Source organism: Methyloceanibacter sp. (assembly GCF_051306395.1).
Taxonomy (GTDB): Bacteria; Pseudomonadota; Alphaproteobacteria; order Rhizobiales; family Methyloligellaceae; genus Methyloceanibacter.
Window position 1 is genome coordinate 1 of sequence record NZ_JBPPND010000111.1, and the last position, 13,159, is coordinate 13,159.

The following is a 13,159-nucleotide window of genomic DNA, read 5'->3' on the forward strand; positions in this document are numbered from 1 at the left end:
CAGCGAGGGCAGCGTGACGACCACGAGCTGGTCCGAGCTTTTCTCCTCGAGCTGTTTCAGCTCCGCAGTGAGGGCCTGCTCGTCTTCCGGGCTCAGCAAGTTCGCGTCGTCCACAACGCGTCCAGCAAGCACGGGAAAAGTGGGCTCAGCGGACGCCGGAAGAAATGCAAAGCCCAGCGCAATGACGAGCAAGGCTGCGCGCAAAATCATGGAGCGCGGCGTTATTGCGGCCATGAAGCCCTCGCTTGCCGGTCATCGGTCCGTCAGGCGCTAGAACTCGACCTTCGGCACCTGCGTCGTCTCCTCCGAGACGGAGAAGTTCTGCATCGGATCCGAGTCGGGATAGAGCAGCGCGCGCCACCAGCGTCCGGGGATGGTGCGGAGCTCGGTGTTGTAGTCCTTCACCGCGACGATGTAATCGCGCCGGGAAATGGCGATGCGATTCTCGGTGCCTTCGAGCTGTGACTGAAGCGCGAGGAAGTTCTGGTTCGACTTCAGGTCGGGATAGCGCTCGACGACGACGAGCAAACGACCGAGCGCACCGGAGAGATTGTTCTGCGCCTCCTGGAATTTGTCGAACGCCGCTTTATTGGTGAGGATATCCGGTGGGATCTGCACCTGGGTCGCCTTGGCGCGGGCCTCGATCACCTCGGTGAGCACCTTGCTCTCCTGCTCGGCGAAGCCCTTCACGGTCTCGACGAGATTGGGAATGAGATCGGCACGGCGTTGATACTGATTCAGCACCTCGCTCCAAGCCGCTTTTGCCCGCTCGTCGAGGGTGGGGATTTGATTGATGCCGCAGCCGGACAGAACGAGGCTCGCAAGCATGAGGAGTCCAGCCCGACCGGTCGGTTCAGCCCAAACACGCGCGACTGCCAGCATGTCGTCCTCCTTGAAGCGCGAACCGCAGACCCGTGTATTGACAGCCCGGGGCGGTGGCAAGCGCTTTCCACGTTGGGGTTCGGGCTAGCTCTGCGCCAAAGGAGCCTCATTCTTCCCGCCGCTCGCCATGGCGTCGAGCGCGCTCTCGAGGCTTGGCACGTAAAGCGTCTGCGACGGGAAGGCGAACTCGATGCCGTACTCCTCGAAGGCGCGGAAAATCGCGAAGTTGATGGCCTGCTGGCAGTCCATGTAGTCCGTGTAGTCACCGCTCAGCACCCAGTAGACCACCTCGACCTCCAGGGCCGAACCGCCAAAGCTGCGAAAGTGTGACCTGTCAAAACGGACCCCTTCCCGCGCCTCGACAATGGTCTTCACCATCTCCGGAATGCGTTCGAGCTTGTCGGCGGGCGTGTCGTAGGTGACGCCGAGCACAAGCACGACGCGCCGCTCCTGCATACGCTTGAAGTTGTGAACGCAAGTCTTGACGAGGTCGCTGTTGGAGACCGCAATCTGCTCGCCGGACAACGCGCGGATGCGTGTGGTCTTGATGCCGATCTTCTCGACGGTGCCGCTTTGATCACCGAACACGATGAAGTCGCCGACCTCGAACGGCCGGTCCAGAACGATGGCGAGAGAGGAGAACAGATCGCCGAGCACGCTCTGCGCTGCGAGCGCCACGGCGATGCCGCCGACGCCGAGGCCGGCGACCAGCGCGGTGACATCGAAGCCGATATTCTCGAAGATGAGCAGGAGCGCGAGCGACCAGACAGCGACACGCACGACGAACTGGATCAGCGCCAGCGCATTGCGGGTCGCGGATCTGCTCTTTAATGCCGACAACCGCCAGGCGAGAACGGCCGAGGCGATGCGGTCGGCCCAGAGCGCAATCTGGATGAACAAGGCGACCGTGAAGACCGATGAGACCAGCCGATGGACGGAACCCGGCAGGTCGAGCAGCGTGGTGCCGGCATAGACGGCCGCGATGATCAGGAAGAGCGTCCAGGTGCGGACGACGAGTTCGTGCAGCACCTCGGGCCAATGCATGTCCTTTCCGGTCTGCGGCGCCGGAAGGCTGCGCGACAGGAAGAGCCGCACCAGAAGGGCCACGGCTAGCGTTGTCACGCTCAGGGCGGCGGCAATGCCCCACTGGGTCAAGCCGTTGCCGTAAACCTCGCTCTCGAGAAGTTTCGTGACGCTGTCGATACTGGTCATGCTGCCTTCGTGTCGTTGCTTGGCGGCCTAACCTAATGGCTCAGGCTCTCCTGGCCACCCCTTGGAAGCCAGTTATCGCGCCTTGTCTCGCCTCCGCTCGCCTGCACGTGCCTAGCAAGCGGGCAAACAGGCTTTTCAGTGTTGCGAGAATGAAACAACGGCCAAGTTTCTTTAAGTCTCGGTCCGTGGCGCGGTTTAACTTCTCTTCCGCGACCGCGTGTTTCTCGCCAACTAAGTCCCGGCAGTTACGGGATTTTTTCCATGACGGCGAAACGTCCACCAGAATCCCACAAGTCACGGAGGACGTTAGGTAATCTGAAGGCTTTGCTAGTCAAAGTCTGGGGCCTCTTCTAGTGTGATTCGTGAGTCGTTTTGGGGGACTCGGGGGGCTCGCTATGGGACCGATTTCTGACGGGGAGCGAGTACGGTGCTGCGTATGCGTATGATGGGGGACGGGGCGGCGAACGCTGCTAAGCGGACTCTTTCCACACTTTCCGTTTTTGTTGGCGCCGCGGCTCTCGCGGCGACCGCCGCCGTTGCGCCCGCGAACAGCGAGGAGCCGGCGGCCGATGCCAACCAGCCGATGACGATCGTCGTTTCGCTCGGAAACCAGAAGGCCGACATCTACCGGGGCACGACGCTCATTACGAGCACCAGCGTCTCCACCGGCAAGCGCGGCTACTCCACGAAAGCCGGCGTGTTCAGCATCCTGGAGAAGCGCCGGCGTCACTACTCTAATCTCTATAACGGCGCGCCCATGCCTTGGATGCAGCGCCTGACCTGGTCCGGGACCGCGCTCCATGCGGGCGTGGTGCCAGGTTACCCGGCCTCCCACGGCTGTATCCGCTTGCCCTACTCTTTCGCACCGAAGCTGTTCTCCATGACGGATGTCGGCGGGCAGGTCGTGATCGCGCGCAGCAGGGTGAAGCCTCAGCTGGTCGAACATCCCGCGCTGTTGCAGCCCTTGCCGCTGCCGTCGCCGCCCACGCTCGTGAAGCAGGAAGATATCCCGCCTGCGACGATGCGCCGGTCGAGCAACGACGCCGTCCCGGCTTCAAAAACCCGCCTTCCCGTGGTGTTTGCAAAGGCCGAAGCGATCGAGCCCCAAGCGGTCTCGGAGACCAAAATCGCCGCTCCGTTTGCGGTTCACGCAGAGGCGTCCGCGCCGACCCAGCATCCGGTCGCCGTCGCCATGCTCGAAGACACCCGCGAGCACGCGATCGATCCGAACGCCGTCCCCCCGCTGGACAGGGGCCTACACGCCGCCGCTAAGCCCGCGGCCAACGCTGAGGACAAACGCGCCGCGGTCGAGGCGTCCGAAGATTCCGCGAAGCAACAGGACCGCCTTGCCGCTCCGGCCGACGCGCCGGCGGTGCCGTTGAGCCAGGTCGTTTCTCTTGCGTCCAGCACAGTGGCGCAGCCCGCGGCTGTCGTCGCGATGGGCGTACCGGAACCCCAGCAGACCGAAGAGCCGAAAGCCGGTCCAATTCTGACGGTCTCTGCCTCTGCCTTGACCCCGCCAGCGGTCGAGCCGGTGTTGCTCTCCCTGGCCATCATGGGTTTGAACGACCATCCGCCGCTACCGCCGGAGAAGCCCTCGGTCATGGCAGCCAAGCTTGTCGCCGGGGCCGCGGCTGCAGCGGTCGAGGCCGCCGAGCCGCGCTCTCCCGAACCGCTGCGCATCTTGATCACGCGCCGGACCAATCGGGATGGCCTGCGCGACGCCCAATACATGCTGGCTTCCCTGGGTTATCTGGAGCCGCAGAACTTCGACGGTACGTTCGGGACCCTGACCGCCAGAGCCATCAAGGCCTTCCAGGAGGCCAACGACCTGCCCCAGACGGGCGCGTTCACCGACGATGTGGAGAAGAAGATCTACGCGGCGGCAGGCAAGGAAGAGCCGCCGCAAGGCCATCTCTTCGTCCGTCAGAAGTTCGCCAGTGTTCTCGATGTCCCTGTCAGTTTCCGCAACCCGGACGAGCCGCTTGGCACTCACGTGTTCACCGTGATGCACTTCGAGCAGGGGGCCACCAAGGCACAGTGGATGGGGATCAACCTCAACGACGGCGAGGACCCGACGGCCGTGCTCGACCGTATCGAAATCCCGGACGAGCTTCGCCGGAACCTCTCTGAGCGTCTGACGCCCGGCTCCTCGATGATCTTGGCCGACACCGCCATCAATTCGGCGACCTTGCCGAAGGGCGCGGACTTCCTGGTGTGGGATTCGAGCAAGCCGGCCAAGGTCGAGCGGGCGAGCGTTTCGCCGGCGCCGGTCAAAAAGCGCCGGGCGGCGACGCGGCGTCGTGTCACTACGCCGACCTATACGCGGCGCACCGAGCGTCGCAATCCCTGGCCGTTCTAAGCCACTGCACCCACTTCAGTCTTCTTCATCGATCACGATCGAGACGCGCGCCGCGGCGAACACGCTCGAATCGTAGTTGATCAGCCGCCCTTGCGGGTCGGCATTGACACTGCCCCACACAAGCACCGGCCCACTGCGCGCAGCGAGCCGACGCAAGCCTTCATCGTCGGTGAATTCGGCTACGTCTCGCTTCATGTCGGAAAATTGGAGCGGGCGATGGGATTCGAACCCACGACCCCAACCTTGGCAAGGTTGTGCTCTACCCCTGAGCTACACCCGCACTCCAAACCACCTGTATGCCTTGAATTTCAGGTTTCGGGGTGGTCATTTGCCTTGTAGTGGATCGCGCCTGGGCTGTCTATACGGCCCGCTTGCGTTCCCCGAGGACCGCCGCCGGGCCCCGTCAAGGGGCTCCCCCTTAGCCGAAGCCCACGCCGAAAGCAATGGATTCCAAGCGCGCCACGCTGTTCGCCCGGCTGGAGGAGCTGGGCATCGCCTCCACCACGGTGGAGCACGCGCCGATGTTCACGGTGGAGCAGTCGCAAAGTCTTCGCGGCACGATCCCGGGCGCCCCCACCAAGAATCTCTTTCTCAAGGACAAGGACGGCCGCCTGGTGCTGGTCGTCGCCAAGGAGGACACGAAGGTCGACCTCAAGGGGCTGGCGAAGCGGCTCGGCTTCGGCCGGTTCAGCTTCGGCAAGCCGGCGCTCTTGATGGAGATCTTGGGGATCGAGCCGGGCGCGGTCACGGCCTTTGCCCTGATCAACGAGAACTCGCAGGCGCTTGCAGCCGTGGTCGTGGACGAAGCCTTGCTGGATTTTGCCGAGGTCAACGCCCACCCGCTGGTCAACAGCGCGACCACGCGGGTCGTCACCGATGACTTGCTGAAATTTGTCAAAGCCTGCGGGCACGCGCCTCTGATCCTGCCGCTCGGGTGAGGCGTTTGTCGGCTCGGCCACGGTTGCCAAATGGGCCGGCGCGGCCCATCTTTGGCTCCTGAGAGCGGCGGCGGCCCCCCTGACCCTGACTTCAGCGCCGCCAGCGGAAAGTGGAGCATGAATATAGAGACCCTGATCCTCGGCGAGGGCGGCACGGGCGAACACGGTGCCGACCTCATCAAGAACACCACCACCCAGGACTTCATGCGCGATGTCGTGGAGGCCTCGGGCGAGCGGCCCGTGCTGGTCGACTTCTGGGCGCCGTGGTGCGGCCCCTGCAAGCAATTGACCCCCGTCCTGGAGAAAGTCGTGCGCGCCGCCAAGGGCGCCATCGGTCTGGTGAAGCTCAATATCGACGAGCACCCGGAGATCCCGGGGCAGATGGGCGTGCAATCGATCCCCGCCGTGTTCGCCTTCAAGGACGGGCGGCCAGTGGACGGCTTCATGGGCGCGCTGCCGGAATCGCAGCTCAATGCCTTCATTGCGCGGCTGATCGGGGAGAGCGTCGACGACGCCGCGGACATCGAGGCGGCCGAGGCGGCGCTCGAGGCCGGCGACGTCAACACGGCGGCGCAAGCCTTCGGCGAGATCCTGCAAAACGACGCGGAGAACATGCAGGCCTTGGGCGGACTGACGAAGTGCTACATCAAGACGGGCGATCTCGACCGCGCCGAGCAGACCTTGGCGCTGGTGCCGCCGGCCAAGGCCGAGAGCGCGCCCGTGGCCAGCGCACGCGCGGCGCTCGAGCTCGCGCGAAAAGCCGACGACACGGGCGACGTTGAGAGCTTGCGCGCCATGGTGGCCGAAAACCCTGGCGATCCGCAGGCGCGCTTCGATCTCGCGCTCGCACTCAATGCCAAGGGTGATCGTCAGAGCGCGCTCGATGAACTGCTGACGCTCGTCGCCAAGAACCGCGCCTGGAACGACGACGCGGCGCGCAAGCAGCTTGTGCAGTTTTTCGACGCCTGGGGGCCGGCCGATCCGGTGACCGCCGCGGGGCGTCAGAAGCTGTCGTCCTTGCTGTTCGCTTAGGCGTCAAGGAGAGCGCGGGCGTGACCGATCGCTATCGCAATGCCGACGATCTGCCGGACATGCTGCCGGTCTTCCCGCTGCGTGGGGCGATATTGCTGCCGCGCGCGACGCTGACGCTGAACGTGTTCGAGCCGCGCTATCTGGCGCTCATCGAACACGCGCTCGCCAATCACCGGCTGATGGGCATTGTGCAGCCGGACCCTGACACCAGCTCGGAGGAGTCCCCCGAAGGCAAGGATGTCCCCTTGCGCGCGGTCGGCTGCGCCGGGCGGATCACCGCCTTCGACGAGACCGACGAAGGCCGCCTGATGATCTCGCTGTTGGGCGTGGCGCGTTTCACGCTTGGCAAAGAGATTCCTTCCGACACGCCGTTCCGCATGTGGGAGGTCGACTTTTCATCCTATGCGGACGACTTCATCAGCGGCCATGGTGAGGACGAGGTGGACCGCCCTCGCCTCTTGGAGACGCTGCGCTCCTATCTCGAAGCGAACAGTCTCAGCGCCGACTGGGAACGCATCAACAGCGCGACAAATGAGCGGCTGGTGAATACACTGGCGATCCTGAGCCCCTATGGGCCCGAGGAGAAGCAAGCCTTACTCGAGGCGAAAAGTCTCCCGGAACGCGCGGAAGCATTGGTGGCTTTGGCCGAAATGGAGCTCGCGTCGCGTGACGACGGCTCGGGAACATCGATCCAATGACACAAGACGACAAAACTACCGGCACGGCGGAGCGCCGCGTCGATCCCAAGCTTCTCGAGATCTTGGTCTGTCCGCTGACCAAGACATCTCTCGCCTATGACGCAGAGCGCCAGGAGTTGATCAGCCGCGCGGCGGGTCTCGCTTTTCCCATTCGCGACGGCATTCCCATCATGCTGCCCGAGGAAGCCCGCAAGCTCGACGAGAGCTAGCCGCCGTCGACGCGCCCGACACCTATCATCTCCCGGACCTCCTCGGGCGTCTGCCCCGCTTCGCGATAGGTCCGAATCGCGCAGGCGTCGTTGCGCTTGGCGAGCCGCTTGCCCGCTTCGTCGCGAATGAGCGTGTGGTGATGCCAGACCGGCACCGGCAAATCGAGCAGCGCCTGCAACAGCCGGTGGATCGGCGTCGCCTCCAAGAGGTCCTCGCCGCGAATGACATGGGTGATGCCTTGCGCCGCGTCATCGATCACCACCGACAGGTGATAGGCCGCGGCACCGATGTCCTTGCGCCCCAGAACCACGTCGCCGATCCGCCGCCGCATCGCCTCCCCGTCAAGCGTATGCGTACCGGCATGGGCGGCGCCGGTCTCGCGCCAAGTGAGCGTCTGCTCCTGTAGAAGCGACAGCGCCCGGCCGAGATCAAGCCGGATCGCGTCGCCCGGCGCACACTCCGCCATGGAGCGGCCGCGGCAGGTGCCGGGATAGACCGTACTGTTGGAGCCCTCCTGCGGCGCCGAAAGCGCGGCACGGATGTCGGCGCGCGTGCAACGGCAGGGGTAGGTCAGGCCGAGATTGCCAAGGCGCTCCAGCGCGCCTGAGTAGATGCCGACCCGTTCCGATTGCCGCCAAACCGGCTCGGGCCATGACAGGCCCAGCCAGGCCAGATCCTCAAAGATCGCCGCATCGTACTCGGGGCGCGCCCGCGTCCGGTCGGTGTCCTCGATCCGCAAGAGGAATTGCCCGTCCGCCGCCTGCGCCGCATTCCAAGCAGTCAGCGCGGAAAAGGCGTGGCCGAGATGGAGAAGTCCCGTGGGCGAGGGGGCGAAACGGGTGACGAAGCTCACCGGCATCGTTCGGTCGCCTACCACGCGGCTACAATCCTTCGCCCTTCATCAGACGCGGGACGTTGCCGGTCGCGCCGGCAGCTTCGCGCACGAGGAAGCGCTTCAGGCCCGGCGCGCGGTCGACAAGGCCAAGCCCAAGATCGCGGATGGCGCGGAGCGGCGCGTTGTCGTTCGAGAACAGCCGGTTCAATCCATCCATCACCGTGCCGGAGAAAGCGCTGTCGAAACGCCGCCAGCGTTGATAGCGCTCAAGCGTCGTGGCGGAGCCGATGTCGAGGCCAAGCCGTAGCGCGTCGACGATCGTCTCCGTAAGAGCGGCGACATCGCGCAGGCCGATATTGAGGCCTTGGCCCGCGAGCGGGTGAACGACATGCGCGGCGTCGCCGATCAGCGCGAGCCGGTCGCCGACAAATGCGCGGGCCATTTGAAAATCGAGCGGAAAGGCCTGCTTCGGACCTTCGAGCGTGATGCGGCCAAGTCGGTGTCCGAACCGCCGCGTGAGCTCCGCGATGAACGCGTCGTCGCTTCCTTCCATCAGCGTATCGGCCTTCGTCTTGTCTTCCGTCCACACGATGGAGGAGCGATTACCTTTCAGCGGAAGTATGGCGAAGGGACCCGCCGGGAGGAAATGCTGCACGGCTTGACCGTGATGCGCACGCTCATGGGCGACGGTGGCGACAATGCCCCGTTGCGGATAGGACCAGCCGATGCATTTGATGCCGGCCCGCTCTCTGAGGCTTGAGCGCTTCCCGTCGGCGGCGACGAGGAGCGGCGCACGTAATGTCGTGCCGCTCTTAAGACGCGTCTGTACGCCGAACGGATCGGTCTCATATGTTCCGACGCTGTCCGGCGCGAACACATCAATGGAGCTGTCGGAGGCAACGGCTTCCGAGATCGTCTTGAGAAGCGTCCCCGCTTCGACGAGATAGGCGCCCGGCGCATGCGCTTTCATCTCCTCATCGAAACCGAGAAAATGCGGCCGCAGGCTCGCGTTCAGCGGGCTGTCGGTGATCTCGATGGACTCGATAGCCTGCGCGTCAGGCGCAAGCCTGGGCCAAAGGCCGATCGCTTCGAGGAGACACTTGGCCGCCGCGGAAAGCGCCAAGCCTCTCGCGTCTCTTTGCTCAACTGCCTTTTGCGGCGTGGCATCGACGAGCGCCACGCGGAAGCCCGCCGGCGCGCACTCGGCCAACGCGAGAGCGAGCACGCCCCCGGCGAAGCCGCCGCCGGCGATAATAATGCCGTGCCTATCATTGACCTTCCGCGAGCGCGCCATAGCAATTCCCATATATGGCCATTCCTATAGGCGAGGGTGGCGGGCGGCGCCACTCGCGGCGCTTCAACTTTCACGAGGGGGTTCCAACTGCTAAACGGCCTAGTTTGAGACTTCCAAGAGAGGCCCCCATGAGTGCCGCGCTCGACGAACTTCTGTCGATTCTCGATCTCGAACCGCTCGAGCGTAATCTCTATCGGGGCTTGAGCCCGCAGGTGGGCTGGCAGCGCGTTTTTGGCGGGCAGGTCATCGGCCAGGCCCTGGTGGCGGCCAGTCGAACGGTAGAGGGCCGCGCCGCCCATTCGCTCCATGCCTATTTTTTACGCGCCGGCGATCCGGCGGTGCCGATCATCTATGAAGTGGACAGAATCCGCGATGGCGGCAGCTTTTCGACGCGCCGGGTCGTGGCCATCCAGCACGGTCACGCGATCTTTTCGATGGGCGCCTCCTTTCATAAGGAGGAGGAGGGTCTGGAGCACCAGATGGCGATGCCGGACGTGCCGCCGCCGGAGGATCTGCCCAGCGAGGCCGAACTGAAGGAGAAGCTCATCGAGAGGGTGCCGGCGCCGGTGAAGGCTTACTGGCAGGCCGAGCGGCCTATCGAGATCAGGCCTGTGGACCTCTCCCGATATCTCTCGCGCGACGAGCAGGGTCCGAGCCAGCTCGTCTGGATCAAGGCAACAGGCACGCTCGGGGACGATCCGGCGCTCCACCAGTGCGTGCTCGCCTACGCCTCGGACTTCACGCTCCTGGACACGGCGCTGATCGCCCACGGCCGCTTCGTGTTCGACCCCAACCTGATGCTGGCGAGCCTGGACCACGCAGTGTGGTTCCACGAGCCCTTCCGGGCCGACGAATGGCTGCTCTATGCCCAAGACAGCCCCAGCTCCGGCGCCTCGCGGGCGTTTTGCCGCGGGACGCTGTTCACCCGCGAGGGCCGTTTGGTGGCTTCGACGGCACAAGAAGGCCTGGTGCGCGAGCGAAAGCCCAAATAAGCGCCTATAAAGTGGGCAATCACTCTGATTTGCCTTATTCATGTGCCTCGGAACCGGTCTCGGCCTAGGGAGACGGCACGCTCGAATCGTAAAAGAATCCCTAACCCCAAGGACTTGAGGCCTCTGTCGCAGAGTTGGCACGTAGCTTGACTCTGCTTTCAGGTTCGCACGGCTGAAACTGAGACGGCAACACACCGACAGCCGTAAATCATGGAGGGCTCAAACAGATGAAGCTGGTGATGGCAATCATCAAGCCATTCAAGCTCGACGAGGTGCGCCAAGCCCTCACCGAGCTTGGATTGCAAGGAATGACCGTTACTGAGGTCAAAGGATACGGGAGGCAAAAGGGCCACACCGAGATCTATCGCGGCGCGGAGTACGCCGTGAACTTTTTGCCGAAGATCAAGATCGAGGTCGTGGTGCCTGCCAAAGTGGTCGACAAAGCCGTAGACGCCATCGTGGCCGCGGCGAAGACCGGGCAAATCGGCGACGGCAAGATCTTCGTCGTTCCCGTCGAACAGACGGTGCGTATCCGCACCGGCGAAACCAACGAATCAGCACTGTGAGAGGGGGAGATTTTAAGATGACGACCCTTGCCAAATTTCTATTCGGCGTGGTCGCTGCACTCGTACTTGCAGCGCTCTACCACGTCGATCCGGCGCTCGCTCAGGACGCCGCCGCAGAAGGTGCAGAGCCTCTTGCGGAAGCAGCCGAAGAGGTTGCCACACTCGATACGGGCGACACGGCCTGGATGCTGACATCAACCGTGCTCGTCTTGATGATGGCCATCCCGGGCCTCGCGCTCTTCTACGGCGGCATGGTCCGCAAGAAGAACATTCTGTCCGTGGTGATGCAGTGCTTTGCGATCGTCTGCTTGATGTCGATCGTATGGTTTGTCGTCGGCTATTCGCTTGCGTTCACCGACGGCGGATCGCTCAACGCCTACGTTGGCGGTCTCTCGAAGATGTTCCTGAGCGGTGTCGCTGTCGACACCCTGAGCGGGACTATCCCGGAGACGGTTTTCTTCACCTTCCAGATGACCTTCTTTGCCATCACTCCGGCTCTCATCGTCGGCGCCTTTGCTGATCGCATGAAGTTCTCGGCAGTCTGCATCTTCATGGTGCTTTGGGGGCTGATCGTCTATGCACCGGTCTGTCACTGGGTGTGGGGCGGCGGCTTCCTGTCCGAGGACGGCGTGCTCGACTTCGCCGGCGGTACGGTGGTGCACATCAACGCCGGTGTCGCCGGTCTTGTGTGCGCGCTCTTCCTCGGTAAACGCACTGGTTACGGCTCCGAAAACATGGCGCCCTACAATCTTGTGTATGGCGTGATCGGTGCTTCGCTTCTGTGGGTGGGCTGGTTCGGCTTCAACGTCGGCTCGGCTCTCGGTGCCAGCTCCGGCGCCGGCATGGTCATGGTCACGACGCAAATCGCGACCGCGGCCGCGGCTCTGTCGTGGATGTTCATCGAATGGATCGTCCACAAGAAGCCGTCCATCCTCGGCATCATCTCGGGCGCAATCGCCGGTCTCGTGGCGATCACCCCGGATTGCGGTTTCGTCGATGGCTTTGGTGCACTTTGGATCGGTATTGCTGCCGGTCTGATCTGCTTCTTCATGTCCACGACTGTGAAGAAGGCCCTGGGCTACGATGACTCGCTCGACGTGTGGGGTATCCACGGCGTTGGGGGTATCATCGGCGCCCTGCTGACGGGCGTGTTCGCTGTCGAGGCGATCGGCGGCACCGCCGGCTTGCTCGAAGGCAATGCCGGGCAGGTCCTCACCCAGCTCTGGGGCATCGTGGCCACCATGGTTTGGTGCGGGATCGCGACCTTCGTGATCCTGATCGTCACCAACATCCTCGTCGGGGTGAGGGTGAGCCAGGCTGTCGAAGTCGAAGGTCTCGACATCAACCTGCATGGCGAGGTGGTCCAATAGACCTTCGCGCAAAGCAAAGAGGGACAAGAACAGTGGAGAATTTGAGCTAGGTCTCCTCCTCCCTTGACTTCTAGCTCCAACTAGACCCCGGCGTATCGTGCGCCGGGGTCTTTTACATTCGCGTGCGGCATTGCCGCACGGTGCGCCTTGGCCTAACACCGCGTCCATATCGAAGCGCTCCGGCCTGCCAGGCCTTTGTTCGGCCTTCGGCCGCGGAATGTCGCGCCCGCAGGTGACACTCCCCATCCAGCATATCTCGGCGGCCGCCTGGACCGATGAGGCCCATGTGGAACCCGGACGGGCGCTCTACCGAACCAGTTTCGAGATCGCCGATTCGGTCCTTGGAGGCCGCTATGGCTATCGCCGGCCCCCGGAAGCGTCTTTTTATGGCTGAATCTGGCCGAATTCGGGGGCGGCGAGGCAGCGGCGACAACGCTTTGGAAAGGGTGTGGTGTCAAAGTACTCCCAGGGGCCTATCTCACGAAGCCGCAAGTCCGCCAGGCCGACCCCGGCCGAGATTTTATTCGGGCCGCGCTCGTGCATGACGCGGAGACAGCGCGGGAAGGCTTAGCGCGAATCGTCGCCACACTGGGTTAGAGGGATGGCAAGAGGTAGAGCAAAGGCACAGCGGCGGCTTCTTCCAAGCGCCGTGGAGACCGGCTTGCGCCGGCTGATTTTCGGCACGTATGGCTTCGTTCTGATCGCGGGCGCTTGCGCCGTGTGGGTGAGCCTAGCGACCTGGTCGGTGCACGACCCGAGCCTCAACAA

The 13,159-nt window shown here is 63.7% G+C and carries 15 protein-coding genes and 1 tRNA gene; 9 read left to right on the forward strand and 7 right to left on the reverse strand.

Annotated elements, in window-relative coordinates; all coding sequences use genetic code 11:
- From ACSLE4_RS06095 to ACSLE4_RS06105, 3 genes are all read right to left on the reverse strand, one after another.
- Positions 1-234, reverse strand: a 234-nt coding sequence (locus ACSLE4_RS06095) for a TPM domain-containing protein (RefSeq protein WP_435903589.1), incomplete at its 3' end; no start/stop codon positions are given.
- A gap of 36 nt (positions 235-270) precedes the next feature.
- Complete coding sequence (locus ACSLE4_RS06100; RefSeq protein ID WP_435903590.1) at positions 271-882, reverse strand: LemA family protein; 612 nt, start codon at positions 880-882, stop codon at positions 271-273.
- An 84-nt stretch (positions 883-966) separates the two neighbouring features.
- Positions 967-2,094 (reverse strand): mechanosensitive ion channel family protein, encoded by a 1,128-nt coding sequence (locus ACSLE4_RS06105; protein ID WP_435903591.1) that lies wholly within the window; start codon positions 2,092-2,094, stop codon positions 967-969.
- Positions 2,095-2,530: 436 nt separating this feature from the next.
- Here ACSLE4_RS06105 and ACSLE4_RS06110 point away from each other — a divergent pair, with 436 nt between their 5' ends.
- A complete protein-coding gene (locus ACSLE4_RS06110) occupies positions 2,531-4,456 on the forward strand; it encodes a L,D-transpeptidase family protein (protein WP_435903603.1) in 1,926 nt (641 codons plus the stop codon).
- A gap of 15 nt (positions 4,457-4,471) precedes the next feature.
- Here ACSLE4_RS06110 and ACSLE4_RS06115 read toward each other — a convergent pair whose 3' ends face one another.
- Both ACSLE4_RS06115 and ACSLE4_RS06120 read right to left on the reverse strand, forming a co-directional pair.
- Complete coding sequence (locus ACSLE4_RS06115; RefSeq protein ID WP_435903592.1) at positions 4,472-4,651, reverse strand: hypothetical protein; 180 nt, start codon at positions 4,649-4,651, stop codon at positions 4,472-4,474.
- Between the two features lie 10 nt (positions 4,652-4,661).
- Positions 4,662-4,736, reverse strand: a tRNA-Gly gene (locus ACSLE4_RS06120).
- 163 nt (positions 4,737-4,899) lie between these two features.
- Here ACSLE4_RS06120 and ACSLE4_RS06125 point away from each other — a divergent pair.
- From ACSLE4_RS06125 to ACSLE4_RS06140, 4 genes are all read left to right on the forward strand, one after another.
- On the forward strand, positions 4,900-5,394 hold the full coding sequence (locus ACSLE4_RS06125; protein ID WP_435903593.1) for a prolyl-tRNA synthetase associated domain-containing protein: 495 nt from the start codon (positions 4,900-4,902) through the stop codon (positions 5,392-5,394).
- A gap of 117 nt (positions 5,395-5,511) precedes the next feature.
- Positions 5,512-6,426 (forward strand): thioredoxin, encoded by a 915-nt coding sequence (gene trxA / locus ACSLE4_RS06130; RefSeq protein WP_435903594.1) that lies wholly within the window; start codon positions 5,512-5,514, stop codon positions 6,424-6,426.
- Between the two features lie 20 nt (positions 6,427-6,446).
- A complete protein-coding gene (locus tag ACSLE4_RS06135) occupies positions 6,447-7,124 on the forward strand; it encodes an LON peptidase substrate-binding domain-containing protein (RefSeq protein ID WP_435903595.1) in 678 nt (225 codons plus the stop codon).
- A complete protein-coding gene (locus ACSLE4_RS06140; RefSeq protein WP_435903596.1) occupies positions 7,121-7,333 on the forward strand; it encodes a Trm112 family protein in 213 nt (70 codons plus the stop codon). Before ACSLE4_RS06135 ends, ACSLE4_RS06140 begins: the two co-directional genes overlap by 4 nt.
- Here ACSLE4_RS06140 and gluQRS read toward each other — a convergent pair.
- Entirely contained in the window at positions 7,330-8,193 is an 864-nt protein-coding gene (gene gluQRS, locus ACSLE4_RS06145) for a tRNA glutamyl-Q(34) synthetase GluQRS (RefSeq protein WP_435903597.1), read from the reverse strand. The two genes, ACSLE4_RS06140 and gluQRS, sit on opposite strands and share 4 nt — an antisense overlap.
- Positions 8,194-8,215: 22 nt before the next feature.
- Positions 8,216-9,475: an FAD-dependent monooxygenase gene (locus ACSLE4_RS06150; RefSeq protein WP_435903598.1), complete on the reverse strand. Its 1,260-nt coding sequence runs from the start codon at positions 9,473-9,475 to the stop codon at positions 8,216-8,218.
- 116 nt (positions 9,476-9,591) lie between these two features.
- Here ACSLE4_RS06150 and tesB point away from each other — a divergent pair, with 116 nt between their 5' ends.
- The 4 genes from tesB to ACSLE4_RS06170 all read left to right on the forward strand — a co-directional run bounded on the left by tesB (position 9,592) and on the right by ACSLE4_RS06170 (position 12,785).
- Complete coding sequence (gene tesB, locus ACSLE4_RS06155; protein WP_435903599.1) at positions 9,592-10,455, forward strand: acyl-CoA thioesterase II; 864 nt, start codon at positions 9,592-9,594, stop codon at positions 10,453-10,455.
- 227 nt (positions 10,456-10,682) lie between these two features.
- Complete coding sequence (locus ACSLE4_RS06160; RefSeq protein ID WP_435903600.1) at positions 10,683-11,021, forward strand: P-II family nitrogen regulator; 339 nt, start codon at positions 10,683-10,685, stop codon at positions 11,019-11,021.
- Between the two features lie 17 nt (positions 11,022-11,038).
- Entirely contained in the window at positions 11,039-12,391 is a 1,353-nt protein-coding gene (locus ACSLE4_RS06165) for an ammonium transporter (RefSeq protein ID WP_435903601.1), read from the forward strand.
- Positions 12,392-12,623: 232 nt separating this feature from the next.
- On the forward strand, positions 12,624-12,785 hold the full coding sequence (locus ACSLE4_RS06170; protein WP_435903602.1) for a hypothetical protein: 162 nt from the start codon (positions 12,624-12,626) through the stop codon (positions 12,783-12,785).
- Positions 12,786-13,159: the final 374 nt, after the last annotated feature.

Bases quoted from the DNA above. Each gene is read 5' to 3' on its own strand.
- ACSLE4_RS06110 (WP_435903603.1), top strand. From the start codon at position 2,531: ATGCGTATGATGGGGGACGGGGCGGCGAACGCTGCTAAGCGGACTCTT.
- ACSLE4_RS06160 (WP_435903600.1), top strand. From the start codon at position 10,683: ATGAAGCTGGTGATGGCAATCATCAAGCCATTCAAGCTCGACGAGGTG.
- ACSLE4_RS06100 (WP_435903590.1), bottom strand. From the start codon at position 882: ATGCTGGCAGTCGCGCGTGTTTGGGCTGAACCGACCGGTCGGGCTGGA.
- trxA (WP_435903594.1), top strand. From the start codon at position 5,512: ATGAATATAGAGACCCTGATCCTCGGCGAGGGCGGCACGGGCGAACAC.
- ACSLE4_RS06150 (WP_435903598.1), bottom strand. From the start codon at position 9,475: ATGGGAATTGCTATGGCGCGCTCGCGGAAGGTCAATGATAGGCACGGC.
- ACSLE4_RS06165 (WP_435903601.1), top strand. From the start codon at position 11,039: ATGACGACCCTTGCCAAATTTCTATTCGGCGTGGTCGCTGCACTCGTA.
- ACSLE4_RS06140 (WP_435903596.1), top strand. From the start codon at position 7,121: ATGACACAAGACGACAAAACTACCGGCACGGCGGAGCGCCGCGTCGAT.
- ACSLE4_RS06105 (WP_435903591.1), bottom strand. From the start codon at position 2,094: ATGACCAGTATCGACAGCGTCACGAAACTTCTCGAGAGCGAGGTTTAC.
- ACSLE4_RS06125 (WP_435903593.1), top strand. From the start codon at position 4,900: ATGGATTCCAAGCGCGCCACGCTGTTCGCCCGGCTGGAGGAGCTGGGC.
- tesB (WP_435903599.1), top strand. From the start codon at position 9,592: ATGAGTGCCGCGCTCGACGAACTTCTGTCGATTCTCGATCTCGAACCG.
- gluQRS (WP_435903597.1), bottom strand. From the start codon at position 8,193: ATGCCGGTGAGCTTCGTCACCCGTTTCGCCCCCTCGCCCACGGGACTT.
- ACSLE4_RS06115 (WP_435903592.1), bottom strand. From the start codon at position 4,651: ATGAAGCGAGACGTAGCCGAATTCACCGACGATGAAGGCTTGCGTCGG.